Consider the following 14330-nt stretch of genomic DNA (forward strand, 5'->3'; position numbering starts at 1 on the left):
TTACCTCCATAGTAAATTGAAAAGAGTGGGATATTCCCACATGTTTGTTTCTGAATTGAACAACCATCCACCGCCGGAAACCTGTGCTCTTACAGCATAGTCTCCCATAACGATAGATGGTTGCTGTTCATCTGTATTCAATGCCTGAATGACCTTATCACGAATTTCCAAACACTCTTCCATGTTCCCACTGATCACCCTTACTTCCAACTGACACTCCTTCACAGCCCCCTCGTTATAAGGCGATATCTTGTAAGTCATAGCAGGGAAAGGACCGTAAGTAAACGCCGGAGATACATCCATGCCTGTGATGTGTTCCAGATACTCTCTGATTGCATATTCGATCATCACTTACCTCCCAGCACTTTCAGCACTTTAGCCTTGTTTTCGTCCCTTGCAGGTTCTAAAAAAGACCGTGGCTTCATGCCATCAGTCTTATAAAACTTCTTTCCCTTTTTCCCATACACAATGACCACCTTCCCTTCAAACGTCGGCCGTTTCGTTCCGGCGTATTCATCTACAGGAACATACCACGGTGTCTTTCTACCATCTCCATCTTTTGCATGAACGCCGGTTCCTTTTTCGATATATGGCGCATAATCCAAATTACTGTAGATACGCCCTGTGATGTCTTTCGCAGTCACTGAAACATCATGAGTTATTGAAGCTCTCAAATGACCGTAATCCACTATATCAGCACAGTTTATTTTAGCTGCACGTTCAATAATAAGACAGCCACGTTCAACATTATGCTCCATCTCTTTAAGCATCTGCAAGGTGACGTTGTCAACAGACTGGCAAAATTCCCTGTTATCATCATCCATAAAGGTCAATCCTTTTCAGTATGAGCGTAGTCTGTCTTCCAGAAGTGTCAAAATCCTGTACCTCATAATGCTGCGTGTCTATGTCAATGCGGTATTCTTTGCCCACATCAAAATCCTTAGACATCGTGATGCCGTTGTGCGTACTGTCCTGGTATTTGACCGTGTTTATATTTTTGTAGCTGCTGTTTTTGTAAACAGCCACCATGATACCCCCAATCGGCACATAATCATCCGTTTTTGCGCCAGATTTTCCTTTTTTTGTTTTATTGACAAGCAGAGTCGCTGGTAACATATCTGTAAATATGCTCATGGTAGACTCCTGTACTTTCTCAATGCTCGGCGGATAGATTTTGGTATGTCTCCGCTGTATGTTTCGCTTGTTCCGGCTTTTGAACTGCTCGATAGACCTTCATTTCCAGTAAGAATGAGCCTATAAACACATAAATCAGAGACTGGCGTAACTATCTTTTCATCGATGTCGCCTTCACGATAATTTATATAATCTAAAGCGTCATTAATGGCATCATTTACTGTATCATCAACATATGGCTGATCAATGTTTTTGATATGCGGTTTAAAACTCAATTTTGTTGCAACCTTTTGTTTCAGCTCTTTCTGATCCATGATTCCCCTCCTTTGGAAAAGAGGGAATGGTTACCCTCTTGAAATAATACGTGCGATTGGGATAGCTTTGTGGCTGATATACTTGCTTCCTCCGGCAGAGCTGTCATTTACTAAAGACCAGTTTTTACCGTCGGCCATTTCCTCATTGGTAGGGGATAAAGATGCCTGCTGTTTCTTAAGGTAAGAAATTCCGTTTACCGCCACGGCTGTACGTTTACGGCTAATCAGCGTGTCTTCTCCACCATTGACCTTCGCCTCGCGTACCATTTCATATGGATGTTTTACGCTTAACGGCTGGAAGGAGATCGCTTTGTCACCCAGCACGTAAGTTGTATACTTTGTATATTCCTCTGTAGCGGGTACATATCCTTCCTCTCCCTCATTTCCCTGTGCCTCCTTTGCAGGGACGGTTTCGCTAGGCATGGAATCATCAATAATAACTAATTTCCCATTCCATGTCCCCATTCCGAGGTCACGCTCAACACCGCTTGCGTCCGTATATTTAAGGTATGCAATCAGCTTGAGATTTTCCAGATTCGTAGAAACAGAGCTGTGCATGATAACAAGCTTAAAGATATCCTTGTTGTCACCACAAGCCCTCTGCATTGTGTCATTCAGCGATGTTGGACCAACTTTCGCAGCTTCGTCGGATTTTTCTGAAATATCGTTTGTGTGCGCTGTGATAAACTCTGTGTTTTTTGCTCCGGTCATAGAGTAAACGCCTTTCAGAATAGCTAGGATACTATCCTGGTCTTTGTCATTCCAGAATTTCATGATTTTGGTACGAACGTTTGCCATGAAATCGACACCACCGGTAATCTCGTAAGAGAAATCCTTTTCCGTCCATCCGTGCATGCGGCCAAATGTAAATACACCCTGTTCAAATGTGGTTGTAGTTGAAGTTGTTACATCAGTTTTACCGTCATAGTTATCTGGGTCACCCTCCAGATTGCCATAAAATGGAATGATACCGTATGCGGTATTGGTCTGATTGCCAAACAGATCCAGCAGGCGCTGGTCCTTTGTAATTGCTCCTGATTCCAGTAGTTTGTTACGCTTTACATCAGGAATGGCATTCATGTATTTTCCGAATGCCTCTTCATTGAAAATCTTAGCATCAAATTGTGTAGTCATATATCATCTTCCTTTCTATTCGCCGTTTTCCAGCTGATTAACAAAATCTTCGTAAGACATATCCTCTGGCTTTTTATCTGGATCATCACCTTCTGGCGGTGTCTTCCCGGTTTTTGTCTTAAACATATCTTTGTATGTTTCTTTCAGGCTTTTAACCTGGTCTTCCAATCCTTCAACAGAGCCGTCTTCTTTGATTTTCAGCTTTGTTCGGTCAATTTTTCCTGACATCAAGTCCGGATGAATTGCCTCCTCCAATGCTTTTTCGATTGCTGCATCAAACTTCATATTAGCGATTTCGGCATCATATTCCTTCTTTGCCTTTTTGTTCGCTTCCTGAGCAGCCTCCAACTGATTTTTTAGGTCTTCGACAGAACCGGCTTTTTTCAAATCCTCCAGCTGTTTGTCACGAGCTTTAACGTCCTTGGTGAGCTGTTCCTTAGCATCGACAACAGTGTTGTACTCATCTTTGGACACAACATTGTCCGGCGCCTGTTTGTTGATTTCTTTGATTGCTTCAGTGAGATTCAGTTTTCCATCTTCTCCTATGTGCTTTTCAATGATTTTTTTTATCCATTCCATATATAACCTCCATAGCATTTATATACCGCTCGCGTGCGGTTTGTAGGTCTGCCTATACCCGGCAGTCGATAAAATAAAAACACGGCTCTCCGTGTCATTTCAGATGATTGCAAAAATACGGCAGTTTCCGCTGTGGCGGGTCCTTCATATAGGTCACCTCTCTTTCAGTCTTTCCACAAAAAATGCAGGTCCGCTGTATCTTCTGCGTCCTGCACTTCAATCTGTTATCACAGTATTCATCCTGTATCATTTCTGCATAAGCATGTTGGCATCTATTCCCTATCTTTTTCCAACTCATCGTATTGCTCTTGTGTGATTTTTCCAGCCACAAGCAATTTATCATGCCTATCTTTCCTCATGATTTTAGCAAGCCGCTTGTCTTCATCGGTAAGTTCAACTTTCCCTATAACTTTAGGCATCAAGGGTTCGTATAGCTTCATTCTATTGTACTCATCAATGTTTTTATTGCTCATTTTTATCAACCTCCACAAGATCAATATATGTTTTTCCGTTTAACTTTTCTATGTTGACAGATTCAAATTCCGTATCTCGCATAAACAAAATTTCATTTTCCTCAGGATTGACACTTCTTATATCTCTCCCGTTTTTTGAGTAAATCGTTATCTGTACTTCTCCATCTTCATTATATACCTCATTCATTGAAGATGAAACATATTCTTTGTATTTAACTTTGTTTCCTACCTCATGCATTTCTATAAATTTTTTTCTGTCTTCATCGTGCAGAAAGTTAAGTGACCGGTTTACTACTCCTTGTATAGCAGGTATTTTGTATAAGGCTTTATCAAGGCTATTGATCCACTTTTTATCACTCTCTGATAGATCATACCCATTTCTCAACTTATCGTTCAGCACATAAGCATCCGGGCTTACATATTTGACGATTGCAGCATTCTCAGCTTCCGTCAATTTTGGTGTTTCATCATCCAACACTGGAAGCCATGTACATCTGCATCCTGTGTGGCACGGAAGAATTGGCGCTTTATCGATATCGTATTCTTTCTCATGGTTCGCACCGCATATCTTACAAGTGCGTTCATCCTCAGCAGCCCACCACTGCACCTTTTTGACACCTGCATCTTTGTAACCGCGCAATGCACTTCGGTTCATGTAATTTATCGTTTCAGTGCGTACGAGGCGATGCGCTACATTAAAAGATTTCTGCATGACGTTTGACAACTGAACAGCTGTTTCTGTAACTGTCTTCCCAGTCGCTATGAAATTGTTGATAACACCATTCATATTACGTTCCAGAACACCCATGTCATTCCACAGTCTTTCACTGAAAAACGAACCGTGCCAAGGTGATCGTAGCATTTGCTCCATTTCTTTTTTGTTGGGAAAGGAAAAATTATCAATCCCTAGCGATTCCATGACATTTTTATAAACTGCCCTTCCTGCAGTCTTCATGCGTGAGGTCTGCGACTTTTCGATGGATGTACCAAGTTTTTCTATTTCCTGAAATATAGCCCCTTGCTGGCCAAGCAGCTTGTTAAATCGGTATTGCTGTGTTCGTGTAAGCTCCCCAGTCTTTTCGGCTTCTTCAGCCAACGCATATAGCTCTCGTTTGATGCTGGATGAAGTCTTTTCATACATTCTCAGCAAATCGCGATTTTGCTCTTCTACATTATTGTAAGTCCTCCACGTTTCCTTAGCTATCCGGTTTTCCCAATATTCACTATTCTGATATAGTTTACTCTTCGCCATCTTCTGCGCCTAAAGGCACTCTATCCTGAAACGAATGTCCTTCACTTTCCATCAGTTCTTTTTCTTTTTCCACATCATCAACATATGGATGGTTGGTTAAATATGTATTTTGGGAAATATTAGCACTGGAAGCGTTAAGATTGTTAATCTTCTCGGTTTCGTTTATCTTCATATCAAGATTAAACGTGATGCTTATTTCTTCTGTGTGCTTCGCATCCAGGAAGGAATCTATGAAATACAGTAAGTCTTCAAAGGCAAATGTCACATGCATCACCATTGCATCAGCTTTCAAATTCAGTCCAGAATACATAAATTTGAGAGCCACACCGGATGGGGCGTTGCCAAATTTATCCAAATCCTTGATTACTCCCTGCCCTGAATCAATGATATCTCTTTTAAGCTGCTCATAATGCTCTCTGAGCGCCGTTATATCCATAGTGGGCGTAAGTGTCGTTACGCCTGAATTATCGTCCTCGTCGTCTGCATCAAGCACGAGAGCACGCTTTTCGTTGATATCGCTTAAGAATTTTTCAAGATTATCACCTTTATATCCCTTAAGGATAAAGATAAGATTTTTTGTTTCTTCCACGTAGTTTGCAGCTTCGCTCCGTGATTTATCATAGTTATCAATAAGCGACTTAACGAATTTGATATCCGGTAATTCAATATCGTTATTTTTCACCGGTATCCAGGGCACTTTCCCCCAACTACACCACTCTTTTCCGTTTTTAAAGTGAACCACGGTGTTACCTGCATCATCAACGTTCTTTGCCATATCCAGAATATAGTCTTCGCCTTCTCTCACTCTGCACACATATCCATCAGCTGTCCACGTTTCCACGTGAGTTCTGTATTTCTTTACGCCGCCGTCATAGTAGACTGTATCATAGATATAATGCATAGCCTTTAGTTCTTCATGATTATTGTCTGTCCACTCTGGTAAGCACTTACTGGCAGGGACAAGCATAATTTTAAATTTGCCTTGCTCATCAACGTATGGATGCCACCACGCTATGCCATGATTACTGGCAGCGTATCCAGAACGCATCAAGAAATGTTTAAATCGCTTGCCGAGTACATCCTGCACACTTTTTAGATAGACCTTATCCTTACAATCGAGCGTATATTCCTTCGCAAATATGTATGCTACTTTTTCGTCCACCATGTTTTTGTAGGATGCATGTGCGAGCTTATTGTTGGCTTTGTTTTTTTCTGGCACTGTCTTGCCGTCAACAACACGCTCCATTTTACGTTTTTTTATATCGTTATCTACTGCATAATAACGGTCGCCGATATACATCCACTCACGTCTTTTACTGTTGAGAAATTCAGACACCAACTCTTTTAAGTGATCCTCGTAACGTTCTTTGTCTTTCATTGCCATTCTTGCTGCTTTCACTCCCTTCCGGATTTTTCTAACGATTCCCAACGTATCACCTCCAAAATAAAAAGGTCTATAGCGACCTCATACCTACATGCTTTTTTAAATCTGATACCTCATAATCATCCAACGCATACCAAATGGCTGATAATGTGTGAGGGTCAATATTGAACTCATCTTCGATAATCTCACCATCTTTATCTACTTTAAAGGTAAGCTCCTGCAGTTCATCAACTGTGTTGTGGCATTCATCTGAGCATATGATTTTTTTAAATCGTTTTACCTTTTTAGTGTATACGTATCGTGAACCGCTGAATTTTTTGCATTTCTTCATACGGATTCCCTTTTGCTTATAATACTTGATTGCCTTAGGCTCTGCGTTATCTGATTTAATGAGCTCCCCAGATTCGGCAAACTCTTTTATATCCTCGAATATTTCAGGGTCTGTTTTATCCCTTGAATAATACTCCCAGTAAATATACAAAATCTTGTTTTCATGGTCTATTGCCAGTCGTAATAATGCGTTGTACGAGGTAACGAAGCCAAAGTCCATACCATTTTTGAACATGGGGTCGTGTATCTGTTGTATGAGATCCATTACTTCTTCATGTGGTTTTGTTTCAAATTGTGGAAATACTCTCTTTCCGTTGGTTCCGAACATCCCCCTGCGTGCTATCCTGTATAAATCTGGATCATGGCTTTTTAAGTCGTCCAACTGCTCGATGTAATCATCCGGAACAAAGTAATTATCATCAACCGTACTATGGTGATAGTATATCTTTCCCTTACGGATAATCCGCTTCTCATAAAGTTCTTTGTCACTCAAATAGAAGAAGTGTTCTTTTTTATCCTCAAAGAAATACTTATAGCACCAGTTTGCCTTGCTAACTGGGTTTGTCGATAGGATGATGTGGTTACTCAAAGAAGGATGTCTCAGACGTCCTGTAATCTCCTTGAAGCCTTCATATTTAACTTCTGAGCATTCTTCTATCCAGACAATCGAAACACCGTTCAGAGACTTCAGCTTAGCTGGTTTATCCATTCCCTTGAAAATGATTTTGCTCCCGTTTTTGAATTTTACTTGCATTGGCGAAGCAGTAAAGCTCATCAAATGATCAACGCCCATGTTCTCTGCTATTTCTTGCAATAAATCATAGCAAGATTCACGGATAGTTTCAAACACTTCTCGTACAACTAAAGCCTTGCGTTTTTCTGCCAGAAGTTTGCTGAGAAGTTTAACTCCCACGTGATAACTTTTCGACGAACCGTATCCGCCGACCAGAAAATAAAATTTGCTTTCCCAGTCGTTTACAAAGTTGATGAAGTGGTCGTTTAACGCAACGTTAATCTGCTTTGTCATTTTCTGCACTTGCTGGTGTGAAAGTGATATTTATGTCCATGTCGTTATCGCCCGCAACCTTCTCCAGCCGTTTCATTAGCTCTTTTCCAGCATCTAACCTTTCTTTCAGCGCTGCGTCCAATCCAAACTGGTCCTTTTCAACTCCACGCATGACCGCAGTATAAAACTCCATGACTTCTTTAATGTCAGCGATTTTCTTATCTTCGACCTTTTTCATGACCTTTTTCATATATTCTTGGACGCTAACGTTTGTTAACAGACGAGCAGCACCAGCTCTTGCTCCTTTAGGGCTATATCCCGCTTTTATGTACGCATCAGTTTGTGAAAGGTTATCCTTACACAGATACAGCACAAATGCCTTTTGTTTCTCACTTATTTTCACGAGCTATCATCCCTTAATAAATCAGCAAGGAATTGTACCACGTCTAACGCTTTATCAAAGTAATAGCTATCTTTCTGCTTTTCTCCATCTGCATCCATGTATGTTGTAAATACTGTATACTTTGTGCATATGCAATCGTATTTATCAGAATAGAATTGTGACCTATTGATACAATACACTTTGCCTTTGGCTTTTAATGCCTTCTGCAACTTGTTTATTAAGGTATTTATATTATTGCTCATTAGATCACTCTCCTTTCTTTTTTATGTCGCTGGCTTAATCAAATACCCTGCCCCCTGTGCAACTATATCAGCATCTGCATACTTTAATCTTTGTTTTACGATACTATCATAAGCTGCCATTATCTTAGGCATCTGTATTGCCATCCAGTCTATCATTTCTTCATTAACGGCCCATGCCTCGTGTGCAGCGCTGCTCTGGTCCATACCAGATTCAAACAAAAAGGCGTGTATCAGTTCGTGTCTCAATACATGCCTCTGCATTTCTTTCAGATTATCTGTTTTATATTCCGCCGGAACGTCTTCTTGTTCGCTGATGCGAATTTCTGTGGTATAGAAATCTGTTTCTCCGCCTCTGCCATCAAGGGAAGGAATATATTTGATTTTGTATACTGTACCTAACACATTTACCTTCATTTCAGATTTTCCTTTATGAAGTTGTTTATCATCTTTGCAATTTCTTTGTCAGATATGGTTAAAGGTATCTCTATGCGACATGGCTGTGCATATACAGGCTCTTTATCACACATGATTGACAATGCCAGCTCCAAACCATTATATAGGCCCTGGTTATAATCGTCATAGCCACCTTTTAAACTGCATTCCTGAATCTTGTGTGCCTCCTCCAGTGATTTGATTGCTGCACCTATATTCATATGTGCTCTGCGCTCCTTTTCCAAGAGGTGTTCAGCCTCTCTTAGCTTATTTGTCAATCTATATATTTCTCGCTCATTATTCCATTTCACATCTCTTAAATGCCTTATTTCTTGTCTTAACTCCATTTTTTATCCCTCCTGCTGCTGCATATAGCAGCACTCTCGTTGCGTCTGCGCGTGTTTTCCTTGTCTAGTGCCTTACGTTCTGCCTTGTACCATTCGCACGCTCCGTGGCATCCTGGATGGCGTTTAGGGCAGTCTTTACATACTGTAATCATCCTCTAGTACCTCGTATGTTTTTTTTGAAGATATCCGGCTTGCATGGATAAAACTCCCCATGAACACCCTTAATGATGTAATCACCGATTTCAGCGATATGCTCACCTTCCAGAGTTCTAATGATTAGCCCACCCTTTACTTTATCGTGATTGATATAAAATGTATCTCCGTAAGCGGTCATAAATTCATTTTGTTTTTGATAACCTGTCAAGAAATCAAACATTTCTCTATGATTTTTGCCTGTCCACTGTAATACATCCACTACAACCGGTTTCTTTCTTGCTTTCATGTATATCATTCCTTTCTGGTAAAATAAAAAGCACGTTTTCTCCTGTATCCCTTATAACGGGCAGTTCTACGTGCTTTGTTTAACAGGCGTTCGGTTAATAGCATACGTCTATGCATCCTTAGCCTCTATAGAGTTATCTGTGCCACATTGTTAAGAGGTGCGATAACTACGTTTTAATTTTAAAGCGCCCTTTTCAGACGCTTTACGCTGGTAAGTCCGCTTAGGATTCCTTACCGCTTTTTCTTTTGGTTATTCCGCCACCAGGGCAACCAATATATCTAACAGGTATTCTCATTAGTATGAGGTCCTTCCCTGTTTTGATATTTTTTTAATTGTGACATACCGCCGTTAAGCCGTACCTACCCACGCATATGCCACTGGCGATTATTTGTACGAACAATCACCTTTAGGAAAGGTTGTTTAGCGATGCGTGCGTACACTTACATCGCAGGCCGTTTTTTTGAACAAGAAGTATCTTCCTGTTCTTTCCATGCTATCATAATATCACGGAAAACCCTTTACTCAGTAAAGACTTTTATTTTTTCAACTGGCTTAGGACTGCTCTATTCATATCTGAATACATAGTAGGCTTACTTCGATTATGATTATACGCTATATCATCATGCTTTTTGTTTCTATCAATGTAACACTCTGTAATCATGTCGACCACCTCACCGTCAGCAATATTATTCAGCACTTTGTTAACAATCACTGTGTCGTACAGTAATGCAGCTCTCTCCAATAAAAGCTCATCCTTCTTTTCAACCAGATAGTGATCCCATACATGACTTGGGTCACCGGCATTCTCCATGATGACATCCTTCATCACGACTGAGCTTACTCCATACATGTCATTCATTATCTCATCATACTTCAACCGATTCGCTTCTATCTTAGACAAGTTTCTATGATAGTTCCGGCATTTGTTATAAAAGTCCTTGCAGATTTCTTTATCTTTCCGCTTCTCTTTCTTCGATTTCATCAATACACCTCTTCCAGATACTGCTGCAGCTCCTCTGCTGTGTAGAATAACAATAGGAGATTGGCTTCATGCAGAACATAAGCATCATAACCATTCACCCTTACTTTGTCGATTTCCACTTTATACTTTTTGGACAATGTCGTATACCTCATTCATTTCCCTCCTGTTCATCGCTCCATACAGGTTCGACATAAACAGCACCACCACATCCATAATGGTCAAGGCAGCATATTTTTATATACAGCACCAACAGCCTAGTCAGAAAGCTATTCGGATTTCTGACTACATAGCTTTTTGATATTTGATTTTCGTTATCGTCCTCCGCATAAATACGATATTTAATCACCATCATCACTCCAGTCTAACGATTGCCCACACTTATGACAGAAATTCAAACTATTCACGTTACACTTATTGGCAATGACTGTCTTACATTTCGGGCAGTATGTATGACCTGCTGCGTGCTTAGCAGGTTTGATTCCTGATGCACGTTCAACTAATGGTTCCAGTGTCTCCAAGCGCTTGATATTCTCTTTGCAATTTTTTTCTATTTCACATGCTGGCTCATATTTCAGTACGCTCCATAATTCGCCATATGCTTTCTGATAATCATTCATTCAGACTGTCCACCAACTGCTTCCTGATAGATTCTATCTCTTTCTTGATGTATGCCGGTTCCTGATCATTCCAATTCAGCATATCGAGCATGTCATGTCGAATCGTGATAGCATACCCTGGACCATAACCATAGCTGAACCAGAAATTGATTTCTTTGTAAGGTGTCTTTTTGTACGCTCTCAGCTCACCACTCTGGTTTCTCGCTGATAGCCTGCAGCGTATAATTCTTCTAAATCCCTTAACTTCGCTTGTAGAGCTTTACGCTCCTGCTCGCTCATTTTCTTTTTCATTCTTCGCCTTCTTTCGATTAAACGGACACCAGTGTGGTGCCTGTGAAATGATGGGTATATCCGGATGCCCATAACATATAAAATCATTTTCTGTATATTTGCGTGCACTCATATGGTCGCAATAATACATCATGCGGCCTTTATGCTCACCGTGAGTTTCGAAGTATTTACAATTTACACACTTCTTCATTCAGATTCCCTCGTTGTGATACAACTAGAAACTCTATAAGAGCTTCTTTTATAACTTCTGAAGGTGTTTCCTCCAGTTTACTTATTTCAGCCGTAGAGGGCTTCTTTAACACCTCATACACTTCCCATTGATTCATGGTCTTACCTCACTAATGACCTGATTATTCTTATTGTAGGTGATAGGGATATAGCCTGTTGGCCCACTTCGGTTCTTTTCCAACACTAGAGAATAACCGTCATCATCCTGCCATACGAACAGAATCTTGCTCGCGCTCTGTTCGATTTCTCCACTATCCCGCAGCATTGACAGTTTTGGTTTTCCTGATGTTTTAGTGGCATCACGGTTCAGCTGACATAATCCTATGATCGTACAGTTATAATCTAAGCTGATCTTGCGTAGCTCCTTTGCAATTTCTGTCATACGTTCATATGAGTTTCTTGCTCGAGAACCAATAAGCCCAATGTGATCAATAATTACAATGATATGCCTTTTCCCATCATGACTGGCGACCATCGACCGGATAGAATCTATAGACTGGCTCTTGTCAACAACCTCGATAGAACGCTGTGCTATTGAATTGACAGCTCTATTCACATCATTTACCTCTATCTCTGACATTCTTTTGTATGATGCTATGTAGTTTTGGTCAAGTCCGCAGTTAATGGATATCAGCCTCTGATGAAGCTCTTGCGGGACCATTTCCAGATTGAAATACAGGCAATCATATCTCCATGACAGATCATTCAACAGGTTCAATGCGAATCCAGATTTACCTGAACCAGTCGCACCTGCGATAACCATAAAATCATTTTCTTTCAGCCTCAATAAAGAGCCCAACTGCTGATATTTCTTGAAGTAGATGCTTTTCTTATCATCTCTGCATGATTCTAAAAGCTTCTCTGAATCCAGTTTGTAAGACTCTGCAGTATCTAATGTGCATACTTTCTGATATACTGCGTTGTATTCGTCCAAGCTGATACTGTGTTCTTTCAGTTTATCTGATATCTCAACTATTTTACGCTCCTTGAATTTATCAATCACAACACGCTGTATACGCTTGAAATTTTTTATATCTCCTGAATAAGGGATGTCTGAGCACCTTGCATAAAGGTCGATATCAAATCCTGGATAATCGAGCAATGCTTCAATCGTTATGAAGCCGTTTTTCTTGTAGTAATCAAGCATAGCCTTGAAAATGTTTTGATATGGTCCTACAAAATGTTCCGGTTCTAAGATAGAAACTGCAAATAACTCATTGTAGACAGAAAGCATACCGATTGCTGTTGCTTGCGCTTCAATCATTGAGCTGGTGTTCATAAGATTTTCTCCAATCAACCGTTATTAGATTGCATGGAAGCGGGGGTTTCTCATTCTCCGCAATCCACGCATTTAATTTCTTCATGACTTTCTTGTAGTCCTGATCATGCATAATACTGTACCAAGCCTTACAGACTTCTTTAAGGTTTCTACCATACATGAAATTAGGATAAATATTCAGAATCGTATTTATGACCTGTGTCATCTCTTCTTTCGTCATTACCAATCACCCGCCTTTATTTCTCTTGATGAAGATGTAATAAATTCATCAACTTCATCATTCCATCGTTCTCCATTCAACCATGTAGTAGGATAAGGGATATACTGACCATTATTTTTTAACCAGTCAGCTGATGTGACCTGTCTTTCTAAACCATCCATGATGGACTGATAGACCTGTTCGTTTTTACAAACACTGAGGAATTTTATATGAGACTTTTTCTTGTCTCTTTTTTTAGGATATGCTTTCCAAAATTCATTGAATGCATGTTCTCTATCGAATGCATTTTCCAATATCACACCACTATTTTGAGTATCACAATCAGACATACTTTGCGCAATTTGCGCATAAGTATTTAAAGTATTATATTCTTTTATATTATTCGTTGTTGCCCTTTTGTGTGCCCTCAGCATTGATTCAGGTGTGTCCTCCTGTGTGCCCTTCATACATTCAGATGCATTCATTTTATTGATAAACAAGGGATTTTTATCACATTTGAGGTGTGCCTCTTGCTGTGCCCTATTTTCATTTTGAGGTGTGCCTTTTTGTGTGCCCTGTTTTTCGTCGCAATTTTGGTATTTATCATAGTTCAATACGACGATAATGCTGTTCATTTTTGCCGGTTTATAGATGATAGCTTCTGCCTTTTCCAAGCGTGATAACCCACCTCTTACCTGTTTATCCGTGAGTCCTGTTTCATGTGACAATCTGCGAATCGATGTTAAAAATGTGCCACGTTTTATCAGTGTGCCATGACTCTCTTTATCCCTCCAATTCGCCTTTATAAGGCAGTGGATGAACAATACTTTTGCCGACACATCTGTATACCATTCACATCGTCCAAATTTACGGAACAGGTATACATAGGATCCGTTTTCCATAATGCATCACCTTTTCAAAAGGAGTTTTCTATCGACTAGATTTTTAAACTCTTTGATTTGAATTTCTCTTGTATCCATGACAGTGATTAGACCAGCTTCTGACAACAATTTGATAGATTTTTTTACAATATGCAACCGAGTGCTTGTAATTTCTGCTAATTTCTTCTCATCATACGGTATTAGTGAGTCACCAATATAACGGACAAGCACCCCTTGATTTCGTAATGATTTTAGACATAATTTGAGATAAAACAGGCAGCATTCTTTTCCATCTTTTTGCTCTTCTATCCATGAAATAGCATCATCCTGAAAGAAGTCTTCCTTTAATTTTATCCAGTAGTATCGTTTTGTTTCTGCCAT

General features: G+C 40.0%; 23 protein-coding genes. All 23 read right to left on the minus strand.

What is annotated here, in order from left to right; all coding sequences use genetic code 11:
- The gene (locus ACG3M1_RS15600; protein ID WP_009270718.1) at positions 1 to 348 is read right to left on the minus strand and encodes a hypothetical protein; all 348 of its coding nucleotides are present in this window, start codon (positions 346 to 348) and stop codon (positions 1 to 3) included.
- A complete protein-coding gene (locus tag ACG3M1_RS15605) occupies positions 348 to 824 on the minus strand; it encodes an HK97 gp10 family phage protein (protein ID WP_009270719.1) in 477 nt (158 codons plus the stop codon). Before ACG3M1_RS15605 ends, ACG3M1_RS15600 begins: the two co-directional genes overlap by 1 nt.
- The gene (locus tag ACG3M1_RS15610; protein ID WP_009270720.1) at positions 817 to 1134 is read right to left on the minus strand and encodes a hypothetical protein; all 318 of its coding nucleotides are present in this window, start codon (positions 1132 to 1134) and stop codon (positions 817 to 819) included. The genes ACG3M1_RS15605 and ACG3M1_RS15610 overlap by 8 nt, the downstream gene beginning before the upstream one ends.
- Complete coding sequence (locus ACG3M1_RS15615; protein WP_009270721.1) at positions 1131 to 1448, minus strand: hypothetical protein; 318 nt, start codon at positions 1446 to 1448, stop codon at positions 1131 to 1133. The genes ACG3M1_RS15610 and ACG3M1_RS15615 overlap by 4 nt, the downstream gene beginning before the upstream one ends.
- 30 nt (positions 1449 to 1478) lie before the next feature.
- The gene (locus ACG3M1_RS15620; protein ID WP_009270722.1) at positions 1479 to 2582 is read right to left on the minus strand and encodes a major capsid protein; all 1104 of its coding nucleotides are present in this window, start codon (positions 2580 to 2582) and stop codon (positions 1479 to 1481) included.
- Positions 2583 to 2597: 15 nt separating this feature from the next.
- The gene (locus ACG3M1_RS15625) at positions 2598 to 3161 is read right to left on the minus strand and encodes a phage scaffolding protein (protein ID WP_009270723.1); all 564 of its coding nucleotides are present in this window, start codon (positions 3159 to 3161) and stop codon (positions 2598 to 2600) included.
- A 272-nt stretch (positions 3162 to 3433) separates the two neighbouring features.
- Positions 3434 to 3634 carry a hypothetical protein gene (locus ACG3M1_RS15630; protein ID WP_009270724.1) on the minus strand — a complete coding sequence of 67 codons (201 nt, stop codon included), beginning with the start codon at positions 3632 to 3634 and terminating at the stop codon, positions 3434 to 3436.
- The gene (locus ACG3M1_RS15635) at positions 3624 to 4886 is read right to left on the minus strand and encodes a minor capsid protein (RefSeq protein WP_009270725.1); all 1263 of its coding nucleotides are present in this window, start codon (positions 4884 to 4886) and stop codon (positions 3624 to 3626) included. The genes ACG3M1_RS15630 and ACG3M1_RS15635 overlap by 11 nt, the downstream gene beginning before the upstream one ends.
- Complete coding sequence (locus ACG3M1_RS15640) at positions 4873 to 6315, minus strand: phage portal protein (RefSeq protein ID WP_009270726.1); 1443 nt, start codon at positions 6313 to 6315, stop codon at positions 4873 to 4875. The genes ACG3M1_RS15635 and ACG3M1_RS15640 overlap by 14 nt, the downstream gene beginning before the upstream one ends.
- 25 nt (positions 6316 to 6340) lie before the next feature.
- Entirely contained in the window at positions 6341 to 7627 is a 1287-nt protein-coding gene (locus ACG3M1_RS15645; RefSeq protein WP_009270727.1) for a PBSX family phage terminase large subunit, read from the minus strand.
- A complete protein-coding gene (locus ACG3M1_RS15650) occupies positions 7611 to 8009 on the minus strand; it encodes a terminase small subunit (RefSeq protein ID WP_009270728.1) in 399 nt (132 codons plus the stop codon). The genes ACG3M1_RS15645 and ACG3M1_RS15650 overlap by 17 nt, the downstream gene beginning before the upstream one ends.
- Entirely contained in the window at positions 8006 to 8251 is a 246-nt protein-coding gene (locus ACG3M1_RS15655) for a hypothetical protein (protein ID WP_009270729.1), read from the minus strand. The genes ACG3M1_RS15650 and ACG3M1_RS15655 overlap by 4 nt, the downstream gene beginning before the upstream one ends.
- A 21-nt stretch (positions 8252 to 8272) precedes the next feature.
- Positions 8273 to 8665 carry a hypothetical protein gene (locus ACG3M1_RS15660; protein ID WP_395814303.1) on the minus strand — a complete coding sequence of 131 codons (393 nt, stop codon included), beginning with the start codon at positions 8663 to 8665 and terminating at the stop codon, positions 8273 to 8275.
- Entirely contained in the window at positions 8662 to 9030 is a 369-nt protein-coding gene (locus ACG3M1_RS15665; protein WP_009270731.1) for a hypothetical protein, read from the minus strand. The genes ACG3M1_RS15660 and ACG3M1_RS15665 overlap by 4 nt, the downstream gene beginning before the upstream one ends.
- Before the next feature lie 148 nt (positions 9031 to 9178).
- Entirely contained in the window at positions 9179 to 9472 is a 294-nt protein-coding gene (locus ACG3M1_RS15670) for a hypothetical protein (RefSeq protein WP_009270733.1), read from the minus strand.
- Between the two features lie 535 nt (positions 9473 to 10007).
- Complete coding sequence (locus ACG3M1_RS15675) at positions 10008 to 10454, minus strand: hypothetical protein (protein ID WP_009270734.1); 447 nt, start codon at positions 10452 to 10454, stop codon at positions 10008 to 10010.
- Positions 10454 to 10606, minus strand: a complete 153-nt coding sequence (locus ACG3M1_RS15680; protein WP_008815981.1) for a hypothetical protein — start codon at positions 10604 to 10606, stop codon at positions 10454 to 10456. The genes ACG3M1_RS15675 and ACG3M1_RS15680 overlap by 1 nt, the downstream gene beginning before the upstream one ends.
- Before the next feature lie 186 nt (positions 10607 to 10792).
- On the minus strand, positions 10793 to 11071 hold the full coding sequence (locus ACG3M1_RS15685; protein ID WP_009270735.1) for a hypothetical protein: 279 nt from the start codon (positions 11069 to 11071) through the stop codon (positions 10793 to 10795).
- Positions 11072 to 11330: 259 nt separating this feature from the next.
- On the minus strand, positions 11331 to 11552 hold the full coding sequence (locus ACG3M1_RS15690) for a hypothetical protein (RefSeq protein WP_008815985.1): 222 nt from the start codon (positions 11550 to 11552) through the stop codon (positions 11331 to 11333).
- The gene (locus ACG3M1_RS15695) at positions 11530 to 11688 is read right to left on the minus strand and encodes a hypothetical protein (protein ID WP_008815986.1); all 159 of its coding nucleotides are present in this window, start codon (positions 11686 to 11688) and stop codon (positions 11530 to 11532) included. Before ACG3M1_RS15695 ends, ACG3M1_RS15690 begins: the two co-directional genes overlap by 23 nt.
- Positions 11685 to 12869 carry a DnaB-like helicase C-terminal domain-containing protein gene (locus tag ACG3M1_RS15700; RefSeq protein ID WP_008815987.1) on the minus strand — a complete coding sequence of 395 codons (1185 nt, stop codon included), beginning with the start codon at positions 12867 to 12869 and terminating at the stop codon, positions 11685 to 11687. The genes ACG3M1_RS15695 and ACG3M1_RS15700 overlap by 4 nt, the downstream gene beginning before the upstream one ends.
- Positions 12870 to 13088: 219 nt before the next feature.
- Positions 13089 to 13970: a hypothetical protein gene (locus tag ACG3M1_RS15705; RefSeq protein ID WP_008815989.1), complete on the minus strand. Its 882-nt coding sequence runs from the start codon at positions 13968 to 13970 to the stop codon at positions 13089 to 13091.
- Between the two features lie 6 nt (positions 13971 to 13976).
- Positions 13977 to 14330, minus strand: a complete 354-nt coding sequence (locus ACG3M1_RS15710; RefSeq protein WP_008815990.1) for a phage replisome organizer N-terminal domain-containing protein — start codon at positions 14328 to 14330, stop codon at positions 13977 to 13979.

Origin of the sequence: Clostridium sp. 10cd* (assembly GCF_044336395.1) — a bacterium.
GTDB classification, from domain to species: Bacteria; Bacillota_I; Bacilli_A; order Erysipelotrichales; family Erysipelotrichaceae; genus Clostridium_AQ; species Clostridium_AQ innocuum.

Excerpts from the sequence above, each read along its gene's own strand:
- ACG3M1_RS15600 (WP_009270718.1), bottom strand. The coding sequence starts at position 348 with ATGATCGAATATGCAATCAGAGAGTATCTGGAACACATCACAGGCATG.
- ACG3M1_RS15605 (WP_009270719.1), bottom strand. The coding sequence starts at position 824 with ATGGATGATGATAACAGGGAATTTTGCCAGTCTGTTGACAACGTCACC.
- ACG3M1_RS15610 (WP_009270720.1), bottom strand. The coding sequence starts at position 1,134 with ATGAGCATATTTACAGATATGTTACCAGCGACTCTGCTTGTCAATAAA.
- ACG3M1_RS15615 (WP_009270721.1), bottom strand. The coding sequence starts at position 1,448 with ATGGATCAGAAAGAGCTGAAACAAAAGGTTGCAACAAAATTGAGTTTT.
- ACG3M1_RS15620 (WP_009270722.1), bottom strand. The coding sequence starts at position 2,582 with ATGACTACACAATTTGATGCTAAGATTTTCAATGAAGAGGCATTCGGA.
- ACG3M1_RS15625 (WP_009270723.1), bottom strand. The coding sequence starts at position 3,161 with ATGGAATGGATAAAAAAAATCATTGAAAAGCACATAGGAGAAGATGGA.
- ACG3M1_RS15630 (WP_009270724.1), bottom strand. The coding sequence starts at position 3,634 with ATGAGCAATAAAAACATTGATGAGTACAATAGAATGAAGCTATACGAA.
- ACG3M1_RS15635 (WP_009270725.1), bottom strand. The coding sequence starts at position 4,886 with ATGGCGAAGAGTAAACTATATCAGAATAGTGAATATTGGGAAAACCGG.
- ACG3M1_RS15645 (WP_009270727.1), bottom strand. The coding sequence starts at position 7,627 with ATGACAAAGCAGATTAACGTTGCGTTAAACGACCACTTCATCAACTTT.
- ACG3M1_RS15655 (WP_009270729.1), bottom strand. The coding sequence starts at position 8,251 with ATGAGCAATAATATAAATACCTTAATAAACAAGTTGCAGAAGGCATTA.
- ACG3M1_RS15660 (WP_395814303.1), bottom strand. The coding sequence starts at position 8,665 with ATGAAGGTAAATGTGTTAGGTACAGTATACAAAATCAAATATATTCCT.
- ACG3M1_RS15665 (WP_009270731.1), bottom strand. The coding sequence starts at position 9,030 with ATGGAGTTAAGACAAGAAATAAGGCATTTAAGAGATGTGAAATGGAAT.
- ACG3M1_RS15670 (WP_009270733.1), bottom strand. The coding sequence starts at position 9,472 with ATGAAAGCAAGAAAGAAACCGGTTGTAGTGGATGTATTACAGTGGACA.
- ACG3M1_RS15675 (WP_009270734.1), bottom strand. The coding sequence starts at position 10,454 with ATGAAATCGAAGAAAGAGAAGCGGAAAGATAAAGAAATCTGCAAGGAC.
- ACG3M1_RS15680 (WP_008815981.1), bottom strand. The coding sequence starts at position 10,606 with ATGAGGTATACGACATTGTCCAAAAAGTATAAAGTGGAAATCGACAAA.
- ACG3M1_RS15685 (WP_009270735.1), bottom strand. The coding sequence starts at position 11,071 with ATGAATGATTATCAGAAAGCATATGGCGAATTATGGAGCGTACTGAAA.
- ACG3M1_RS15690 (WP_008815985.1), bottom strand. The coding sequence starts at position 11,552 with ATGAAGAAGTGTGTAAATTGTAAATACTTCGAAACTCACGGTGAGCAT.
- ACG3M1_RS15695 (WP_008815986.1), bottom strand. The coding sequence starts at position 11,688 with ATGAATCAATGGGAAGTGTATGAGGTGTTAAAGAAGCCCTCTACGGCT.
- ACG3M1_RS15700 (WP_008815987.1), bottom strand. The coding sequence starts at position 12,869 with ATGAACACCAGCTCAATGATTGAAGCGCAAGCAACAGCAATCGGTATG.
- ACG3M1_RS15705 (WP_008815989.1), bottom strand. The coding sequence starts at position 13,970 with ATGGAAAACGGATCCTATGTATACCTGTTCCGTAAATTTGGACGATGT.
- ACG3M1_RS15710 (WP_008815990.1), bottom strand. The coding sequence starts at position 14,330 with ATGGCAGAAACAAAACGATACTACTGGATAAAATTAAAGGAAGACTTC.